Source organism: Curtobacterium sp. NPDC088465 (assembly GCF_044753165.1).
In the GTDB taxonomy this organism is placed as follows: Bacteria; Actinomycetota; Actinomycetes; order Actinomycetales; family Microbacteriaceae; genus Curtobacterium.
In genome coordinates, this window is record NZ_JBIVMR010000001.1 from 366,815 (window position 1) to 385,373 (window position 18,559).

Here is an 18,559-nt window from a genome sequence, read left to right on the forward strand (position 1 = left end):
GCGTCAGCCGTTCGACGGGAAGCCGAGGTCGACACCGCCGTGCACTGCCGGGTCGAGCCAGCGGGAGGTGATCGCCTTCTGCCTGGTGAAGAAGGCCACCCCGTCGGCGCCGTACGCCTTGTGGTCGCCGAACAGCGAGTTCTTCCAGCCGCCGAACGAGTAGTAGGCCACCGGCACCGGGATCGGCACGTTGATGCCGATCATGCCGACCTGCACGTCGCGCTGGAATCGTCGAGCGGCTCCGCCGTCGTTCGTGAAGATCGCGGTGCCGTTGCCGAAGGCGCCGGAGTTGATCAGCTCGAGCCCCTCGTCGTAGGACTGCACCCGGACGACCGAGAGCACCGGACCGAAGATCTCCTCGGTGTAGACGCGACTCGACGTCGGCACCCGGTCGATCAGCGTCGGGCCGAGCCAGAAGCCGTTCTCGTCGCCGTCGGGTCGCACGGTGCGGCCGTCCACCACGACCTCGGCTCCGTCCTGCTCGGCGACCTCGATGTACGAAGCGACCCTGTCGCGGTGCTGCTCGGTGACGAGCGGGCCCATGTCGCAGCCCCGACGTCCGTCGCCGACGCGCAGCGTCGCCGCGCGCTCGCTGATCTTCGCGATCAGCTCGTCGGCGACCGGCTCGACCGCCACCACCACCGAGATCGCCATGCAGCGCTCACCGGCCGAGCCGAAGCCCGCGTTGACCGCATTGTCCGCGACGAGGTCGAGGTCCGCGTCCGGCAGCACCAGCATGTGGTTCTTCGCCCCGCCGAGCGCCTGGACGCGCTTACCGTGCTTCGTGCCCGTCTCGGACACGTACCGGGCGATCGGCGTGGACCCGACGAACGAGATCGACTCGACGTCGGGGCTGGTGAGGAGTCCGTCGACCGCTGCCTTGTCGCCGTTGAGCACCGTGAACACGCCGTCGGGCAGACCGGCCTCCCGGAACTTCCGCGCGAGCCACATCGCGGCGGACGGGTCCTTCTCGCTGGGCTTGAGCACGACGGTGTTGCCGGCGGCGATCGCGATCGGCAGGAACCAGAGCGGCACCATCGCCGGGAAGTTGAAGGGCGAGATGATGCCCACGACACCGAGCGGTTGACGGATCGAGTACACGTCGATGCCGGTCGACACCTGGTCCGAGAACTCGCCCTTCATCAGCGACGGGATGTTCGTCGCCAGCTCGACCACCTCCTGCCCGCGGGCGATCTCCCCCAGGGCGTCGTCGATGACCTTGCCGTGCTCGCTCGTGATGATCTCGGCGAGCTCGGCCTTGTCGCGGTTGAGGACCTCACGGAACGCGAACATGATCTGCTGGCGCTTCGCGAGCGACAGGTCCGCCCACGCCGGGAACGCCGCCTTGGCACTCGCGATCGCCCGCTGGACCTCGGCCTCGTCGGCCAGGGCGACCCGCTTCGTCACGACGCCGAGCGCCGGGTCGTGGACCGGGGCGGTCCGACCGGAGGCCGAGGCGACGTGCTCGCCGTCGATCCAGTGCCCGACCGTCGTGCTGCCGGCGCTGGTCTCGGTGCTGGTGGTCATGCGGTGCTTCCTTCCGGGACGGACGGGTCCAGGGTGGCGGACGGGGCAGGCGATTCGGCGCGGCGGCGAGCCGGTGTGGAGCGATCGCCCCGTGCCTCCCGGCTGTGGACGAGTGCGGCGGCGACGTCGACGGCGGCGGCGACGTCGCCGTCCTGCGGGTAGAGCAGGGTGCGACCGACGACGAGCCCGCGGACGCCCGGCAGGGCGAGCGCGTCGTCCCAGGCGGCGTACGTCTCGTCCGGACTGCCCGACGGGTCGCCGCCGAGCAGCAGCGTCGGCAGGGTGGTCGCGGCCATCACGCGTGCCATGTCGTCGACGACCGGGACCTTGAGCCAGCTGTAGGCGCTCGACTCGCCCAGGCCGGCGGCGATCGCCATCGACGTGATGACGGCGTCGGCGCTCAGGTCGTTGACGACCCTGCCGTCCCGCCACGAGGACATGAACGGCTCGAGCATGATCGGCAGCTGCAGGGCCGCGGCCTCTGTCACCGCCCGCGCCGTCGCCTCGAGCGTCGAGGCGGTGCCGGGATCGTCGAGCGCGATCCGGACGAGCAGCTTCGCGACGTCGAGCCCGGCGTCCGTGATCGCCTGCGCCGAGTACGCGGTGTAGCGGTCGTCGAGCTCGAACGATGCTCCGCGCAGGCCGCCGCGGTTCATCGAGCCGACGACGACCTTGCCGTCGAGCGCCCCGAGGAGCGCCAGGTCCTCGAGGACGTCCGGCGTGCCGAGGACCCCGTCGACGCCCGGGCGGCCGAGGGCCACGACGAGCCGTTCGAGCAGGTCGTACCGGTCGGCCATCGCCGAGGCGTCGTCGCGGACCGCGAGCGCACCGCGCGCGGGGTGGTCCGCGGCGACGATGAGGAGCCTGCCGTCCTCGGCGAGCAGCGGACGGCGGGTCCGGGTCCGCAGGACCTCCGCGACGCGTTCCGGTGACCCGGCGCGCAGGTCGCGCAACCGGGCGAAGTCGGCCGGGCTGACCTCAGGCACCGACGCCCTCCTCCGCGGTCGCCGGCGCGGGGTTCGTGCGCAGGAAGCTCTCGACCTCGTCGCTCGTCGGCATCGCGGTCGAGCACTCGAACCGGGTGGCGACGATCGCCCCGGCCGCGTTCGCGAAGGCGAGGGTGCGGTCGAGGCTCCAACCCTGCAGCAGCCCGTGCACGAGTGCTCCGCCGAACCCGTCGCCGGACCCGAGGCCGTTGACGACGTCGACGGCGTGCGGTCGGTACGCGACGGTCTCGTCGCGGGTCTTCGCCAGCACGCCCCTCGGGCCCTGCTTCACGATCGCGAGCTCGACGCCGCGCTCGAGCAGGGCGTCGGCGGCGCGCAGGGGGTCGGTCTCCCCCACGGCGATCTCGCACTCCTCACGGTTGCCGACGGCGACGGTGGCGTGGTCGAGGGCGACGGCGACCTCGCGCGTCGCGGCCGCCGGCTCGGGCCAGAACACCGCTCGGTAGTCGAGGTCGAGCACGGTGTGCCGCCCGGTGGCGCCCGGCGCCCGCAGTGCCGCGCTCCGTGCCGCGGCGGCCGCGTGGTGCGCGCTGCGGCTCGGCTCCTCGCTGAGTCCCGTCACGGTCGTCCAGAACACCCGCGTCCGTTCGATCGCGTGCAGCGGCAGGGACTCCGACGTGATCATCAGGTCCGGCGCCTTCGGCGCGCGGTAGAAGTAGAGCGGGAAGTCGTCCGGCGGGAAGATCTCACAGAACGCCACGGGCGTGTTGAGGCCCTCGACCGGCTCGACGAAGTCGTTCGCGACGCCGAACTCGGGCAGGGTGCGGGCGATGTAGCGGCCGAAGGGGTCGTTGCCGGTACGGGTGATCACCGCTGCGTCCGCGCCGTGCCGGGCGGCGGCGACGGCGACGTTGGTCGCGCTCCCACCGACGGACTTCGAGAAGGTGGTGACGTCCTCGAGCGGTCCGGTCTGCTGCGGGTAGACGTCGACACTGACGCGTCCCATCGTGATCACGTCGTGGACGTGCGGGGCTTCGTCGGTCATGCGACGCGGGACCTTCCGGGCGGCTTCATCGGCGGACGAGCACGACTGTACACTGACTTTGCGCTGATGTCAGTACATGGACCGGGCTGCTGTCGGGCGCCTCTCCGGCCCGGAGGCGCGTGTCGGTGGGACCTGCCAGGGTCACGACATGCAGATCCTCGCCCTGGTCATCGGCCTCGTCCTCGGTACGGCCGTCGGTGCCGTCGTCGCGTGGTCGCTCGCCCGCTCGCGCGCCGGGGTGGACGCGGCAGCCGCACGGGCGACGGCCGACGTGCTGCGTGCGCAGCTCGACTCGGTGCGCGCCGACGCCGAGGAGCGCCTCGACGCCCAGGACGCCCAGTACCGCCGGCAGGTCGACTCCCTCGAACGCCGTGCCGCCGAGCTCGAGCACCTCGTGCAGCGCATGCACGGCGCCGACGCGGCGCGGAACCAGGGCGAGTCGAAGGTGCTGTCGGCGCTGAGCCCCGTCGCGCAGACGCTCGACCAGATGCGGGCGAAGATCGCCGAGCTCGAGCAGTCGCGGACCGAGCAGTACGGCGCCCTGTCCGCCCAGCTGCGATCGGCCGCCGAGTCCGAGGAACGGCTCCGCGCGACGGCGGACACCCTCGCGAGCGCCCTCTCCTCGAACAGCACCCGGGGCGTCTGGGGCGAGACGCAGCTCCGGAACGTCGTCGAGGCCGCGGGGCTCCTCGAACGCGTGGACTTCGACGTGCAGTCCTCCGTCACGACGACCGCGGGGACCGCCCGACCCGACATGGTCGTGCACCTGCCCGGCGGCAAGACGATCGCCGTCGACGCGAAGGTGCCGTTCAGCGCCTACCTGCAGGCGGCCGAGATCCCGGCGAGCGCGACGGGTGCCGAGGGTGCCCGGCGCGAGCAGCTCATCGCGCAGCACGTCAAGGCGCTCCGGGCGCACGTCGACGCCCTCGCCGCCCGCGAGTACTGGACGGGCTACGACGCGTCGCCCGAGTTGACGATCGCGTTCATCCCGTCCGAGTCGCTGGTCTCGAGCGCGCTGGCCGCCGACCCCGGACTGCTCGACCACGCCTTCCGCAAGCGCATCGCACTGGCGTCACCCGTCACGCTGTGGTCGGTGCTGAAGACGGTGGCGTTCTCGTGGCAGCAGGACGTCGTCACCGCCGAGGCACGCGAGCTCTTCCGGGTGTCCCGCGAGCTGTACGGCCGCCTGGCCACCATGGGCGGGCACGTCGACAAGCTCGGCCGGGCGATCCGGGGGTCCGTCGTCGACTACAACCGCTTCGTGGGGTCGCTCGAGCGCCAGGTGCTGCCGAGCGCCCGGCGGCTGTCGCTGCTCGACGAGTCGAAGGTGCTCGCCGACCCGGCGACGATCGACGACGAGCCGCGGCTGCTCACCGCGCCGGAGCTCGTCGGCGCCCTCGACGAGGACTGACCGCGCGGCGCCACGGCACGAGGCGCCACGGCGCGAGGTGCTCCGGCACGACGAGGAGCACCCCGAACCACGTGATCGCGTGGTTCGGGGTGCTTCTCGTCGTGCGAGCGGTCAGGTGTCCCGACGGCCGTCAGCGGTCCGGACGGATCAGAACCACTTCTCGGCGCGGTGGTCGGCCTGGATGCGGCGGATCGTGTTCGAGCGCGAGCGGAGCACGAGCGAGTCGGTGTGGATGACACCGCGCGACCGACGGACACCGTCCACGAGGACACCGTCGGTGACGCCTGTCGCGACGAAGAACGTGTTGTCGCCCGTCACGAGGTCGTCCTGGTCGAGGACCTTGTCCAGGTCGTGCCCGGCGTCGAGTGCCTTCTGGCGCTCCTCGTCGTCCTTGGGCTGGAGCTTGCCGAGGATCACGCCGCCGAGCGCCTTGATCGCGCACGCGGTGATGATGCCCTCGGGCGTACCGCCGACACCGACGCACATGTCGATCTTCGAACCGGGCAGTGCCGCCGAGATGCCACCGGCGACGTCACCGTCGAGCAGCAGGCGCGTGCCGGCGCCCGTTGCGCGGATCGCGCGGATGAGCTCGTCGTGGCGCGGGCGGTCGAGGACGGCGATCTGCATGTCCTCGATGTCCTTGTGCTTCGCCTTCGCGAGCGCGCGGATGTTCTCACCGATCGGCTTCTCGAGGTCGAGGACGCCACGGCCCTCGGGGCCCGCGGCGATCTTGTCCATGTAGAACACCGCCGACGGGTCGTACATCGAGCCGCGGTCGGAGACGGCCATCACGGAGATGGCGTTCTGCCGGCCGGCGGCGGTGAGCGAGGTGCCGTCGATCGGGTCGACCGCGATGTCGCAGGCCGGGCCGTGGCCGTTGCCGACGTGCTCGCCGTTGAAGAGCATCGGGGCGTCGTCCTTCTCGCCCTCGCCGATGACGACCACGCCGTCGAAGTTCACCGTGCCGAGGAACTTCCGCATCGCGTCGACGGCTGCGCCGTCCGCGAGGTTCTTCTCGCCCCGGCCGACCCACGGCTGCGCACGGATCGCGGCGGCCTCCGTCGCACGCACGAGCTCGAGCGCCAGGTTGCGGTCGGGCTGGAGGAACAGGGAGCCGGTCTCAGTCGTGGGAGTCACGACCAGAGCCTACCGACCGGGCTCCGGGACGGCCGCACGGGTGCACGGACGTGCACGCTGTAACCCGTTGAGGAGCCCTGACTAGGCTCGGCGGGGAACCACCAGTCGAAGGAGATCGCAGTGCCCATCGCAACGCCGGAACAGTACGCCGAGATGCTCGAACGAGCGAAGGCCGGCAAGTTCGCCTACCCCGCGGTGAACGTGTCCTCCTCCCAGACGATCAACGCGGTCCTCCAGGGCCTGCAGGAGGCCGGCTCGGACGGCATCCTCCAGGTCACGACCGGTGGCGCCGACTACTTCGCCGGGCACACCGTGAAGAACCGCGCCGCCGGCGCCCTCGCGATGGCCCGCTTCGCCCACGAGGTCGCGAAGAACTACGACGTCACGGTCGCGCTGCACACGGACCACTGCCCGAAGGACGCCCTCGACGGCTTCGTCATGCCCCTCATCGCCGCGAGCGAGGAGGAGGTCCGCCAGGGCCGCAACCCGATCTTCCAGTCGCACATGTGGGACGGGTCGGCCGTGCCGCTCGACGAGAACATCGAGATCGCCCGCACGATGATCGAGAAGACGCGCAACATCAACGCGATCCTCGAGGTCGAGATCGGCGTCGTCGGCGGAGAAGAGGACGGCGTCCAGCACGAGGGCACCAACGACGCGCTCTACACGACCCCGAACGACGTCGAGAAGGTCGTCGACGCCCTCGGGCTCGGCGACCGGGGTCGCTGGATCGCCGCGCTCACGTTCGGCAACGTGCACGGCGTCTACAAGCCGGGCAACGTCAAGCTGCGCCCGGAGCTCCTCGGCGAGATCCAGGCCTCGGTCGCGCAGAAGCACGGCACCGGTGAGAACCCGCTCGACCTCGTCTTCCACGGCGGCTCCGGCTCGACCGACGACGAGATCCACGAGGCCGTGCGCAACGGTGTCATCAAGATGAACATCGACACGGACACGCAGTACGCGTTCACGCGCTCGATCGCCGACTCGATGTTCCGGAACTACGAGGGCGTGCTGAAGATCGACGGCGAGGTCGGCAACAAGAAGCAGTACGACCCGCGTGCCTGGGGCAAGGTCGCCGAGACCGCCATGGCGGCCCGCGTCGTCGAGGCGGCGAAGGTCCTCGGCTCGGCCGGCAAGAGCAAGGGCTGATCGGCACCACCAGCCGGGAGGAACGGGGCGCGTCCGCAAGGACGCGCCCCGTTCCGCGTCCGGTCACCGCCACCACCCGTGCCACGATGGGCGGGTGACCTCCGACGCCATCGCCTCCTCGTTCGCCCAGTACGTCACCGAGTCCCCCACCGCGTTCCACGCGGCCGCGGTCGCGCGGGACCAGCTCGTCGCAGCGGGGTTCACCGAGCTGTCGGAACTCGACGCCTGGCCGACCGAGGCGGGCGCCTACGTCGTCGTCCGCGACGGCGCGGTCATCGCCTGGCGTCTGCCGGAGTCGGCGACGCCCACCACCCCCTTCCGGATCCTCGGTGCCCACACCGACTCCCCGGGCTTCCGCATCAAGCCGAACCCGACCGTGCGCGTCGGTGGCTGGGAGCAGCTCAACGTCGAGGTCTACGGCGGTGCCCTCCTGTCGACCTGGTTCGACCGCGACCTCCGCATCGCCGGACGTGTGGTCGACGCCGACGGATCGGTGCGGCTCGTGTCGACCGACGCGGTCGCGCGGATCCCGAACCTCGCGATCCACCTCGACCGCGGGGTGAACGACGGCAAGGAGATCGACCGGCAGCGCCACACCCTGCCGGTCGTCGGCACGGACGGCACCACCGGCGGCACCGACGTGCTCGGGTGGCTGCGCGGCCGGCTCGGGGAGGACGCGGTCTCGTGGGACCTCTTCCTCGCGGACACACAGCCCCCGGCGCGCATCGGCATCGATCGGGAGTTCCTCGCGTCCGGCCGCATGGACAACCTGACGAGCGTGCACGCCGGGCTCCGCGGGGTCGTCGACGCGCCGACCGACGGCGACCACATCCCGGTGTTCGCGGCGTTCGACCACGAGGAGATCGGTTCCTCGACCCCGTCCGGTGCCGGGGGCCCGTTCCTCGAGGACGTGCTCGGCCGCGTGCAGGAGGGGCTCGGTGCCACCCGCTCCGAGGCCGCCCGGGCGTTCCGGGCGTCCTGGCTCCTGTCGAGCGACGCCGGACACCTCGTCCACCCGAACCAGCCGGAGAAGCACGACCCGACGAACCGTCCGCGTCCGGGAGCGGGCCCGCTCCTGAAGATCAGCGCGAACCAGCGTTACATGACCGAGGCGAAGGGCGAGGCCGTGTGGGCGACCGCCTGCGACACCGCCGGCGTCTCCTGGCAGCCCTTCGTCAACGTGAACACCATCCCCGGTGGCTCGACCATCGGCCCGATCGCGGCGACGCGGCTCGGCATCCCGACGATCGACATCGGCGTCGGCCTGCTGTCGATGCACTCGGTCCGTGAGCTCGTGCACGTGGACGACCTCGCGGCACTGCACGGCGCCGTCGCCGCCTTCCTCGCCGGGTAGGCGGGTCACGGCCCGGCCGGCCGGACAGCGCCGGCTGGCCCGCGGGTCAGAGCGTCACGACCACCTTGCGCGCGGACACCCCTGCACGCTGCCGGTCGATCGCGCCCTGCACCGCGCCCGGCCCGTGCCCGACGACGAGCGGCTCCGGCATCGGTCGGATCGAGCCGTCGGCGAGTCCCTCGGGCAGGACCCGGCCCCACAGCTCCGGGCCCAGGTCGTCGTCGCGCAGGCTGCTCCCCCACACGAACGCGGCCCGGATCCCCGCACGACGGGCACGCAGCGTGAGCGCCAGCGTGGCGAGTCCGAGGCGGGTGAACACCGGGAGCATCGCCGGGAAGAGTCGCCGACGGCCGGCGATCCGGTCGAGGGAGACCGGCGTGCTCGCCATCGCCAGCGCGGCGCCACCCGTCCGGCGGAGCACCTCGATGCACGCGGCCGTCGAGGTCGTCCCGAGCGCGACGGCACCGACGACGGGGCGTCCGGCGACGCCGGCGACGAGGTCGTCCACCGCCGTCGGCGAACCGTGGTCGACGACGACCTCGGCCCCGAGCGACCGGACGGTCGCGGCGTTCCGGGGCGACGCGGTGCTCACGACCGCGTACCCGGCGGCACGGGCGAGCTGCACCGCGTTCATCCCGACGCTCGTCGAACCACCCCAGACCACGACGACGCCGGAGCGGTCCGACGGCGCGTCGGCGGCCCCGGGGAGCGGGAGCCCGAGGTGCTTCGGCTGGAACAGCGCGCAGGCGGCGGTCGAGGCCCCGAGCGGCAGGACCGCGGCCTGTTCGAGGGGCACGTCGTCCGGCACCGCGGCGGTCAGGCGTTCGAGCAGCGCGGTGTGTTCCTGGAACGCGCCCTCGTGCACCGGGTCGCGGCCACGGTCGGTCCCGGTCGCGAGTCCGACGACGCGGTCGCCGACCGCGAAGCGGGTGACGCCGGAGCCGACGGCGACGACCTCGCCGGCGACGTCCGAGCCGAGCACCGCCGGCGTCCGGAGCCAGCGGTAGGTCACCGGCCCCGTGCCCTGGATCACCCAGTCCACGGGGTTGACGGCAGCGGCGCGGACGCGCACGACCACCTCGTCCTCGGCGGGGACGGGGACCGGTACCCGGTCGACGACGAGTGCGCCCCGGGGTTCACGGAGCAGAGCGGCGGAGTTGTCGGGCACGGCGGGCCTTTCGTCACGAGCGATGACACCTGGTGTCGTCACTCTACCCGCCCTCGGCACCGAGTGTCATCACTAGGGTGTCCCCATGGCGAGATGGGCACCGGACACCCGTGAGCGACTGCGGACGGCCGCGATGGAGCTCTTCGCGGAACGCGGCTTCCATGCGACGACGGTCCCCGACATCGTCGCGCGGGCGGGCGTCACCCGGCGCACGTTCTTCCGCCACTTCAGCGACAAGCGCGAGGTCTTCTTCGGCGATGACGAGATCCCCGCGATCGCGACCCGGATGATCGAGACCGCGCCGGCCGAGGAGGCACCGATGCGCGTGGTCCTCGACGGGCTCCGACGGCTCGCGGCCGAGCGGTTCGACCCCCGCCGCGACCAGGTGCTCGCCGCACGACGGATCATCAGCGAGGAGCCCGACCTGCGGGAGCGGGACCTGCGGAAGCAGGAGGACCTGCGGGCGGCGGTCCGGGACGGCTTCCGTCGCCGCGGCGAGGACGACCGGACCGCCCGCTCCGTCGCCGGGCTCACGGTCCTCGTCCTGCAGACCGCGCTCGAGACGTGGCTCGAGGACGCGGACGGAACACCGCTGCAGGACCACCTCGACGCCACGGTCGACCGGGTCACCGGACTGCTCGACACCGGTCGCTGACCGGCGCACGGCCCCCACACGACAGCGAGGGCCCGAGGGTCAGGCCCCGGACTGCTGCATCAGCACCTGCACGAAGCCCGGGTCCTGGAACATCACCACGGCGAAGGCGACCAGGCTGACGAGCGACGCCACGGCCCCGCCGAGCAGCGGGACCCAGAACGTCCACCTCCGAGCGGCCAGCCGACGCAGGGACCACCACGCGACGAGGGCGAACACGACCACGTTGCCGATGGCTCCGACGGCAGCGGCGGTCGACAGCGCCGTGGGGTCGGAGAGCTCCAGGCCCTGCTGTTCGAACGCCCTGCGCACGGCGGAGGCGACGTCGCTCACCGCGAGCGACTGCACGACCGACAGCAGCCCGAACGCCAACAGGGCGACCGTCACCACGAAGTCGAACTGCGACGCCCCGAAGCGGCTCGAGAGCGTCGGCCGCTCCTGACCGGCCGCGGCACCCCGCGACGGCCCGGCGCCGGTGCCACCGGGCGTGCGGCGGTCCGTCGGACGGGTCGTGCGTGCCGTGCCACGGTCGGTCGGCCCCTGGGTCGCCGCGCGGGCACGGTCGTCGGCCTCGCGCCGCTGCCGGTCGCGCCGTTCCTGCTCGACCAGGACCGGGTTCACCCAGCCCTCCGGCGCGTACTCGCCGTACTCGGGAGCGGGCGTGCCGTGGACCCGGCCGTCCCGTCGACCGGAGGCCGGTGCGGCGGAGGCGGGACGGGCCTCCAGGCCGAGGGCGGTCTCGTCCACGTGCCCCGGTTCACGGGCCGGTGCCGACGACCAGTCGCCGCGGAGGCCGCTCACGAGCGACGCCCGCCGAGGGCGCGGGTGGGGTTGCCCGCGGCGTCCGTGCGGAGCTCCTTGGGGAGCGAGAACATGAGGTCCTCGTGCGCCGTCACGACCTCTTCCACGGTGCCGTAGCCGGCGTCCGCGAGCTGCTCGAGCACCTCGGTGACGAGTTCCTCGGGCACCGAGGCACCGCTGGTCACACCCACCGTGCGGACACCGTCGAGCCAGTCCTGGCGGATCTCCTCGGCGTAGTCGACCCGGTGGGCGGACGCCGCACCGTACTCGAGGGCGACGTCGACGAGGCGCACGCTGTTCGAGGAGTTCGCCGAACCGACGACGATGACGAGGTCGGCGTCGGGCGCCACCTTCTTCACCGCGACCTGGCGGTTCTGCGTGGCGTAGCAGATGTCGTCCGACGGCGGGTTCTCGATGGACGGGAACCGCTCACGGAGCAGGCGGACGGTCTCCATCGTCTCGTCGACGCTCAGGGTGGTCTGCGACAGCCAGACGAGGTTGTCGGGGTCGGGCACCTCGAGCGCGGCGACGTCCTCGGGTCCGTTGACCAGGATCGTGCGCTCGGGCGCGTGGCCCATGGTGCCCTCGACCTCCTCGTGACCGGCGTGGCCGATCAGGACGATCGTGCGGTCCGCCTTCGCGAAGCGGGTGGCCTCGCGGTGGACCTTGGTGACGAGGGGGCAGGTCGCGTCGATCGCGTGCAGGTCGCGTTCTGCGGCACCGGCCACGACGGCGGGTGCGACGCCGTGCGCACTGAAGACGACGTGTGCGCCGCGCGGGACCTCGGCGACGTCGTCGACGAACACCGCGCCGCGCTGCTCGAGCGTGGAGACGACGTGGACGTTGTGGACGATCTGCTTCCGCACGTAGACCGGCTCGCCGTACTGCTCGAGCGCCTTCTCGACGGCGACCACGGCACGGTCGACACCCGCGCAGTACCCGCGGGGCGCGGCGAGCAGGACCTTCTTCGTGCCGGCGACCGGCTCGTCCCGCAGCCGACCACGCGCTGCGTGCACCCGCGGCGGGGCGAGCGGGACCGTGCGGCCGTTGGTGATCGTCACGTCCCCGATGATAGGTGCCGGGCACGCGCGGGGCCTGGGTGCGTCCGGGGCCGAGCCGGGCCGTGACGACGTGGTGGAGCACCGGCGTGCGGCGCCGCGGGCCGGCGCTGTCGCCGGGATGCGGCACGATGGTGGGCATGGCGATCGAACAGGGCCCGCCGACGGCCGACAACCCGTGGCCCGTCGCCCTGCTCGGGGCGAAGCTCCGCGACTGGATCGACCGACTCGGCACCGCCTGGGTCGAGGGCGAGATCACGCAGTGGAACGTCGCCGGCGGCAACGTCTACGGCAAGCTCAAGGACGTCGAGGTCGACGCGACCGTGTCCTTCTCGATCTGGTCGAGCGTGCGTTCCCGGGTGCCCGCGGACCTGGGGCAGGGCGCCCGCGTCGTCGCCGCGGTGAAGCCGAACTACTGGGTCAAGGGCGGCTCGCTCACCATGCAGGTGGTCGAGATGAAGCACGTCGGCCTCGGTGACCTGCTCGAGCGGCTCGAACGGCTCCGGCGCACCCTGGCGGCGGAGGGCCTGTTCGACCCCTCCCGCAAGAAGCGTCTGCCGTTCCTGCCGCACCGGATCGGCCTGATCACCGGCAAGGACTCCGACGCCGAGAAGGACGTCAAGCGGAACGCGCAGCTCCGCTGGCCGCAGGTCGAGTTCCGCACGGTGCACACGGCGGTGCAGGGCGAGCGGGCCGTGGGCGAGGTCACGGCCGCGATCGTCGAGCTCGACGCCGACCCGACCGTCGACGTCATCATCGTCGCCCGGGGTGGCGGCGACTTCCAGAACCTGCTCGGCTTCAGCGACGAGGGACTCGTCCGGACCGCCGCTGCCGCCACCACCCCCATCGTCTCCGCCATCGGGCACGAGGCGGACCGTCCGATCCTCGACGAGGTCGCCGACCTGCGCGCCTCCACCCCCACGGACGCCGCGAAGCGCGTGGTGCCCGACGTGGCCGAGGAGCTCGCGAACGTCCGCCAGGCCCGGGCCCGGCTCGGGCTGCGGCTCTCGCACACCCTGTCGGTCGAGGCCGACCGGATCGCCGCCCTCCGGTCGCGCCCGGCGCTGGCGTCGACCGCCTGGCTCGTCGACACCCGGGCCGAGGAGGTCGCACGCGACCTGTCCCGTGCCCGTGAGCTGCTCGACCGACGCCTCGAGCGCTCGCACAGCGACGTCGGGCACCTGACCGGGCGGCTGCGCGCGCTCTCGCCCCGCGACACCCTGCGGCGCGGCTACGCCATCGTGCAGCGGAGTGACGGAGGGGTCGTGCGCGGCACCGAGGACCTCGACGGCGCGACGCCGGTCCACGTCACCCTCGGCGCGGGCACGGCGACGGGGACACTCGAGCCGGAGGGACCGGGGCCGGACGGTTCCGGGGCGTAGCCCGGTCTCCACGGGCTCCGTCGGCGGTGCACCGCCGACGGAGGGTGCTCGGTAGGATCGGCGTGTGTCATCCCAGCAGGAACCCGTGCCGTCCGACGTGCAGTCGCTGAGCTACGAGGCAGCGCGCGACGAACTCGTGCGCGTCGTCGGTGAGCTGGAGCAGGGGTCCGCGACGCTCGAGCGTTCGCTCGCGCTCTGGGAGCGTGGCGAAGCCCTCGCGGCCCGGTGCGAGGAGTGGCTCGTCGGTGCGCGCGCCCGGCTGGACGCCGCCCGTGCCGCGTCGGCCGGTGACGGCACCGCGGACACCGCAGGCGACCCGGACGGAGCAGCACGGTGACCGACCCCGACGGACGGCCGATCGTCGCCGAGCTCGGCCGCCCGGAGACCCCGGAGGAGACCTGGGCCCGCAAGGACGCCGCGCGACGCTCCCGCCGCGAGCACCAGACCGCCTTCAACCTCGTGCTGGCGCTCATCGCATCGCTGGGCATCGTGCTCTTCCTGGTCGCCGTCGTCGTGCGGCCGGACCAGACCGTCGACCGGTCCGTGGACTACCAGCAGGTCGCCGCCGGTGCCGACGTGCCCGGCGTGACGCTCGCGGCACCGGACCTGCCCGACGGTTTCACCTCGAACCGCGCCGACTTCCAGGACAAGACGTCGGACGGCGTGCGGGTCTGGACGGTCGGCCTCGTGACCCCGGACCGCCAGTACATCGGCCTCCAGCAGGGCATCGATGCGAACGCGTCGTGGGTGGCCAACCAGCTCGACCAGGAGCCCGCCACCGGTGACCGCACCATCGACGGCACGAAGTGGACGGTGTACGACCGTCGTGACGAGGGCAAGGACGCCGGGAACCACGCGTACTCGCTCGTGCACACCTTCGGCCGCGACACCATCGTCCTGTCCGGCACGGCCGACGACTCGTCGTTCACGACCGTCGCGAAGGCCGTCACCGAGCAGCTCGCGAACTGACCCCGCCCGACCGAACCCGAAGCACGAGGAAGACCATGCCCGACCGCGCCGCCTCCACCCCGTCCGACGCCCTCCGCCTGCTCGTCGAGGGCAACGCCCGCTTCGCCGCCGACAAGCGCCGCACCGGCCGGATCGACCCGGACCGCCGTGGCGAGCTCACGGGCTCGCAGGCGCCCTTCGCGACCGTGCTCGGCTGCTCCGACTCACGCGTGCCGTTCGAGCACGTCTTCGACGCGGGCATCGGTGACCTGTTCGCGATCCGCAACGCCGGTCAGATCGTCGACGACGTCGTGCTCGGCTCCATCGAGTTCGCGGTCGTCGCCCTCGGCACCCCGCTCGTCGTCGTCCTCCGCCACACCGCGTGCGGGGCCGTCGCCGCAGCGCGCTCGGGCGAGCCCGTGCCCGCGCCGCACCTGCAGTCGCTCGTCGACGCGATCGCTCCGAGCGTCGAGCGGGTCCGCGCGACCGACGCCGAGCTCCCGCAGGAGGCCGTCGGTGCCGCGCACCTCGAGGCCACGCTCCGCCAGGTGATCGAGCGGTCCGGTGTCGTCTCCGACGCGGTCGCCGACGGTAGGTTGGCCGTCGTCGGGGCGACCTACGACCTCTCCACGGGCGAGGTCGCCATCGACACCGTCGTGGGCCAGGCCTGACCGGCCGCCACGACGCGACGCCCGGACACCACCGGGCCGCCGAAGACACCGGGGCGACCGCTCCGGCCGTGCACCACAGGAAGGACCACGACGACGTGACCCACACCAGCGAGCCCGACCAGACCGCGACCGACCGGACCGCGACGGGCGGTGACGGCTTCCGCATCGAGCACGACACGATGGGCGAGGTCCGGGTCCCGGTGGACGCCCTCTACCGTGCCCAGACACAGCGCGCGGTCGAGAACTTCCCGATCTCGGGCAGCGGTCTCGAGCCGGCACAGATCGTCGCCCTCGCCCGGATCAAGCGCGCCGCGGCGGTCGTCAACGGGTCCCTCGGCATCGTCGACCCGACGGTGGCCGAGGCGATCGCACAGGCGGCCGACGCGATCATCGGCGGCGAGCACCACGACCAGTTCCCGGTGGACGTCTACCAGACGGGCAGCGGCACCTCGTCGAACATGAACATGAACGAGGTCCTCGCGACCCTGGCGACCCGCGTCGCCGGCACGGACGTCCACCCGAACGACCACGTGAACGCGTCCCAGTCGTCGAACGACGTCTTCCCGACCTCCGTGCACGTCGCCGTGACCGAGGCCCTCATCCGCACGCTCGTCCCCGCGCTCGAGCACCTGGCGGAGTCGCTCGAGGCCAAGGCGACGCTCTGGGCCGACGCCGTGAAGTCCGGACGCACCCACCTGATGGACGCCACCCCGGTCACCCTCGGACAGGAGTTCGGCGGCTACGCCCGCCAGGTCCGGCTCGGCATCGAGCGCGTGCAGGCCACGCTCCCCCGCGTCGCCGAGGTCCCGCTCGGCGGCACCGCGGTGGGCACCGGCATCAACACGCCGAAGGGCTTCCCGCAGCAGGTCATCGCCCGCCTGGCCTCGGACACCGGCCTGCCGATCACCGAGGCGCTCGACCACTTCGAGGCGCAGGGTGCCCGGGACGCACTGGTCGAGGCGTCGGGCGCCCTCAAGGTCATCGCGGTCAGCCTGACGAAGATCAACAACGACCTGCGCTGGATGGGCTCGGGGCCGAACACGGGCCTCGGCGAGCTGCACATCCCGGACCTGCAGCCCGGCTCGTCGATCATGCCCGGCAAGGTGAACCCGGTCATCCCCGAGGCCACCCTGATGGTCGCTGCACGCGTCATCGGCAACGACGCGACGGTCGCCTGGGCCGGCGCCTCGGGTGCCTTCGAGCTCAACGTCGCGATCCCGGTGATGGGCACGGCCCTGCTCGAGTCGATCCGCCTGCTCGCGAACAGCTCGCGGGTGCTCGCCGACAAGACCATCGACGGGCTGCAGGCGAACCTCGAGCGCGCCCGCGCGTTCGCGGAGTCGTCCCCGTCGATCGTCACGCCGCTCAACCGCGTCATCGGGTACGAGGCCGCGGCCAAGGTCGCCAAGTACGCCGTCGCCGAGGGCATCACCGTGCGCGAGGCGGTCGTCGCCCTGGGCCACGTCGAGCGCGGCGAGGTCACCGAGGAGCAGCTCGACAGCGCGCTGGACGTGCTGTCGATGACGCACCCGAACTGACCCACGGGACCCACTGCCGGACGGGAGGCACGGTGCCGGCTGGCACCGCGCCTCCCGTCCGTCGTCGGGTCACCCCCGAGACTCGCGCCTGCGGACACGTTCGCAGTCCTGCGACCGCGAACGTGTCCGCCCAGGCGAGTCCCGCCGGCGGCCGACCAGCCGCGCTACCCGAGGTCGGGCGAGTCGAGCAGCTCCGTCACGAGCGCCGCGATCGCCGACCGTTCCGAGCGGGTCAGCGTCACGTGCGCGAACAGCGGGTGCCCCTTCAGGCGCTCGATCACGCTCGCGACACCGTCGTGCCGGCCGACCCGCAGGTTGTCCCGCTGGGCGACGTCGTGCGTCAGCACCACGCGCGAGTTCTGCCCGATGCGCGACAGCATGGTGAGCAGGACGTTCCGCTCGAGCGACTGCGCCTCGTCCACGATCACGAACGCGTCGTGCAGGGACCGCCCGCGGATGTGCGTGAGCGGCAGCACCTCGAGCATCCCGCGCTCGACGACCTCGTCGAGGACGTTGTCGGACACCAGCGCGCCGAGGGTGTCGAAGACGGCCTGCGCCCAGGGGTTCATCTTCTCGGCGGCGTCGCCGGGCAGGTACCCGAGCTCCTGCCCACCCACGGCGTAGAGCGGCCGGAACACCATGATCTTCTTGTGCTGCTGTCGTTCGAGCACCGCCTCGAGCCCGGCGCAGAGCGCGAGCGCCGACTTGCCGGTGCCGGCCGAACCTCCGAGCGAGACGATGCCGATCTCCGGGTCGAGCAGGGCGTCGATCGCGAGCCGCTGCTCGGCGGAGCGTCCCCGCAGCCCGAAGACCTCGCGGTCGCCGCGGACGAGCGACACCGCGCCGGCCTCGTGCACGCGGCCGAGGGCCGACCCGCGCTCCGAGTGGATGACGACGCCGGTGTTCACCGGGACGCCGTCGAGGTGCGAGGACCGGATCTCCTCGTGCTCGTACAGGTCGCTCATCTGCTCGCCGGACACCTGCAGGTCGGTGATGCCCGTGTAGCCGGAGTCGACGGCGAGCTCGGCGCGGTACTCCTCGGCGGCCATGCCGATCGACGACGCCTTCACGCGGAGCGGCAGGTCCTTCGACACGACGACGACGTCCAGCCCGTCGTTCGCCAGGTTCGACGCGACCGCGAGGATCCGCGAGTCGTTGTCCCCGAGCCGGAGCCCGGACGGGAGCACGGACTGCTCGGAGTGGTTCAGCTCGACGCGGAAGGAACCGCCGTCGTCGAGTGCGACCGGGAAGTCGAGTCGCTCGTGCTCGACCCGCAGTTCGTCGAGCAGCCGCAGGGCCTGGCGCGCGAAGTACCCGATCTCCGGGTCGTCGCGCTTGGACTCGAGCTCGCTGACGACGACCACGGGCAGCACCACGGCGTGCTCGGCGAAGCGGAACAGCGCCCGCGGATCGCTGAGGAGCACCGACGTGTCGAGCACGTACGTGCGTTGGGCGACCGACGTGGACGAGTCCGCGGTGGACCGCTGGGCGGGTTCGCGAGCGACGTTGCGAGAGGTCACGACCACTCCATCCCCGGGCCGCGCTCGGCCCGGTCACTGTCCTCGACGCGGCCGGAGAGCGGTCCCGAAGCACCGTTGCCTGGCCGCTCCGACCGGGCACCGTGTCCGGTGGGGCCAAGCTACGACCGGCCCCCGACAGCCGGACCGCGACACGCGGTCCCCGAGGTTACGGTCACGTGAACGCGCACCACGACGGCCGGGAGGCACGTGGCGGGCCCGCCACGGGCCTCCCGGCCGCCTCGGGCGCAGGC

The 18,559-nt window shown here is 72.4% G+C and carries 17 protein-coding genes; 9 read left to right on the forward strand and 8 right to left on the reverse strand.

Annotation, left to right across the window (positions count from 1 at the left end; all coding sequences use genetic code 11):
• Positions 1-3: 3 nt before the first annotated feature.
• The 3 genes from ACIP6W_RS01655 to iolC are packed head-to-tail and all read right to left on the reverse strand — an operon-like array spanning position 4 to position 3,519.
• A complete protein-coding gene (locus tag ACIP6W_RS01655; RefSeq protein WP_400427833.1) occupies positions 4-1,527 on the reverse strand; it encodes a CoA-acylating methylmalonate-semialdehyde dehydrogenase in 1,524 nt (507 codons plus the stop codon).
• Positions 1,524-2,513, reverse strand: a complete 990-nt coding sequence (locus ACIP6W_RS01660) for a class I fructose-bisphosphate aldolase (protein ID WP_400427836.1) — start codon at positions 2,511-2,513, stop codon at positions 1,524-1,526. Before ACIP6W_RS01660 ends, ACIP6W_RS01655 begins: the two co-directional genes overlap by 4 nt.
• Positions 2,506-3,519: a 5-dehydro-2-deoxygluconokinase gene (gene iolC, locus ACIP6W_RS01665; RefSeq protein ID WP_400427839.1), complete on the reverse strand. Its 1,014-nt coding sequence runs from the start codon at positions 3,517-3,519 to the stop codon at positions 2,506-2,508. The genes ACIP6W_RS01660 and iolC overlap by 8 nt, the downstream gene beginning before the upstream one ends.
• A gap of 148 nt (positions 3,520-3,667) precedes the next feature.
• On the opposite strand from iolC, the gene rmuC reads away from it, so the two are divergent.
• Positions 3,668-4,930 (forward strand): DNA recombination protein RmuC, encoded by a 1,263-nt coding sequence (gene rmuC / locus ACIP6W_RS01670; protein ID WP_400427841.1) that lies wholly within the window; start codon positions 3,668-3,670, stop codon positions 4,928-4,930.
• A gap of 147 nt (positions 4,931-5,077) precedes the next feature.
• Here the strand turns inward: rmuC and glpX are convergent, their stop codons facing one another.
• A complete protein-coding gene (gene glpX / locus ACIP6W_RS01675; protein WP_081984693.1) occupies positions 5,078-6,067 on the reverse strand; it encodes a class II fructose-bisphosphatase in 990 nt (329 codons plus the stop codon).
• Positions 6,068-6,187: 120 nt separating this feature from the next.
• Here glpX and fbaA point away from each other — a divergent pair, with 120 nt between their 5' ends.
• Complete coding sequence (fbaA, locus tag ACIP6W_RS01680) at positions 6,188-7,216, forward strand: class II fructose-bisphosphate aldolase (RefSeq protein ID WP_400427843.1); 1,029 nt, start codon at positions 6,188-6,190, stop codon at positions 7,214-7,216.
• 94 nt (positions 7,217-7,310) lie between these two features.
• Positions 7,311-8,570, forward strand: coding sequence for a M18 family aminopeptidase (locus ACIP6W_RS01685; RefSeq protein WP_326495683.1), 1,260 nt, complete (start codon positions 7,311-7,313; stop codon positions 8,568-8,570).
• Between the two features lie 46 nt (positions 8,571-8,616).
• Here the strand turns inward: ACIP6W_RS01685 and ACIP6W_RS01690 are convergent, their stop codons facing one another.
• Positions 8,617-9,738, reverse strand: coding sequence for a zinc-binding alcohol dehydrogenase family protein (locus tag ACIP6W_RS01690; protein WP_400427847.1), 1,122 nt, complete (start codon positions 9,736-9,738; stop codon positions 8,617-8,619).
• An 85-nt stretch (positions 9,739-9,823) separates the two neighbouring features.
• Between ACIP6W_RS01690 and ACIP6W_RS01695 the strand changes: the two genes are divergently transcribed.
• Positions 9,824-10,393, forward strand: a complete 570-nt coding sequence (locus ACIP6W_RS01695; protein WP_066652678.1) for a TetR family transcriptional regulator — start codon at positions 9,824-9,826, stop codon at positions 10,391-10,393.
• A 39-nt stretch (positions 10,394-10,432) separates the two neighbouring features.
• Here ACIP6W_RS01695 and ACIP6W_RS01700 read toward each other — a convergent pair whose 3' ends face one another.
• Positions 10,433-11,191 (reverse strand): DUF6264 family protein, encoded by a 759-nt coding sequence (locus ACIP6W_RS01700; protein ID WP_400339541.1) that lies wholly within the window; start codon positions 11,189-11,191, stop codon positions 10,433-10,435.
• Positions 11,188-12,252 (reverse strand): 4-hydroxy-3-methylbut-2-enyl diphosphate reductase, encoded by a 1,065-nt coding sequence (locus tag ACIP6W_RS01705; RefSeq protein ID WP_081984691.1) that lies wholly within the window; start codon positions 12,250-12,252, stop codon positions 11,188-11,190. Before ACIP6W_RS01705 ends, ACIP6W_RS01700 begins: the two co-directional genes overlap by 4 nt.
• A 137-nt stretch (positions 12,253-12,389) precedes the next feature.
• Here ACIP6W_RS01705 and xseA point away from each other — a divergent pair, with 137 nt between their 5' ends.
• From xseA to ACIP6W_RS01730, 5 genes are all read left to right on the forward strand, one after another.
• Complete coding sequence (gene xseA, locus ACIP6W_RS01710) at positions 12,390-13,631, forward strand: exodeoxyribonuclease VII large subunit (protein WP_066652675.1); 1,242 nt, start codon at positions 12,390-12,392, stop codon at positions 13,629-13,631.
• 64 nt (positions 13,632-13,695) lie between these two features.
• On the forward strand, positions 13,696-13,968 hold the full coding sequence (locus ACIP6W_RS01715) for an exodeoxyribonuclease VII small subunit (protein ID WP_066652672.1): 273 nt from the start codon (positions 13,696-13,698) through the stop codon (positions 13,966-13,968).
• Positions 13,965-14,600: a DUF4245 domain-containing protein gene (locus ACIP6W_RS01720; protein ID WP_066652670.1), complete on the forward strand. Its 636-nt coding sequence runs from the start codon at positions 13,965-13,967 to the stop codon at positions 14,598-14,600. The genes ACIP6W_RS01715 and ACIP6W_RS01720 overlap by 4 nt, the downstream gene beginning before the upstream one ends.
• A 35-nt stretch (positions 14,601-14,635) precedes the next feature.
• On the forward strand, positions 14,636-15,250 hold the full coding sequence (locus tag ACIP6W_RS01725; RefSeq protein WP_311205969.1) for a carbonic anhydrase: 615 nt from the start codon (positions 14,636-14,638) through the stop codon (positions 15,248-15,250).
• Positions 15,251-15,414: 164 nt separating this feature from the next.
• Entirely contained in the window at positions 15,415-16,788 is a 1,374-nt protein-coding gene (locus ACIP6W_RS01730) for a class II fumarate hydratase (protein WP_311206001.1), read from the forward strand.
• Positions 16,789-16,952: 164 nt separating this feature from the next.
• Here the strand turns inward: ACIP6W_RS01730 and ACIP6W_RS01735 are convergent, their stop codons facing one another.
• A complete protein-coding gene (locus tag ACIP6W_RS01735) occupies positions 16,953-18,314 on the reverse strand; it encodes a PhoH family protein (protein ID WP_200884132.1) in 1,362 nt (453 codons plus the stop codon).
• Between the last annotated feature and the right edge of the window lie 245 nt (positions 18,315-18,559).

Coding starts and splice junctions, on each gene's coding strand:
- ACIP6W_RS01725 (WP_311205969.1), top strand. CDS start 14,636: ATGCCCGACCGCGCCGCCTCCACCCCGTCCGACGCCCTCCGCCTGCTC.
- xseA (WP_066652675.1), top strand. CDS start 12,390: ATGGCGATCGAACAGGGCCCGCCGACGGCCGACAACCCGTGGCCCGTC.
- iolC (WP_400427839.1), bottom strand. CDS start 3,519: ATGACCGACGAAGCCCCGCACGTCCACGACGTGATCACGATGGGACGC.
- ACIP6W_RS01655 (WP_400427833.1), bottom strand. CDS start 1,527: ATGACCACCAGCACCGAGACCAGCGCCGGCAGCACGACGGTCGGGCAC.
- rmuC (WP_400427841.1), top strand. CDS start 3,668: ATGCAGATCCTCGCCCTGGTCATCGGCCTCGTCCTCGGTACGGCCGTC.
- ACIP6W_RS01695 (WP_066652678.1), top strand. CDS start 9,824: ATGGCGAGATGGGCACCGGACACCCGTGAGCGACTGCGGACGGCCGCG.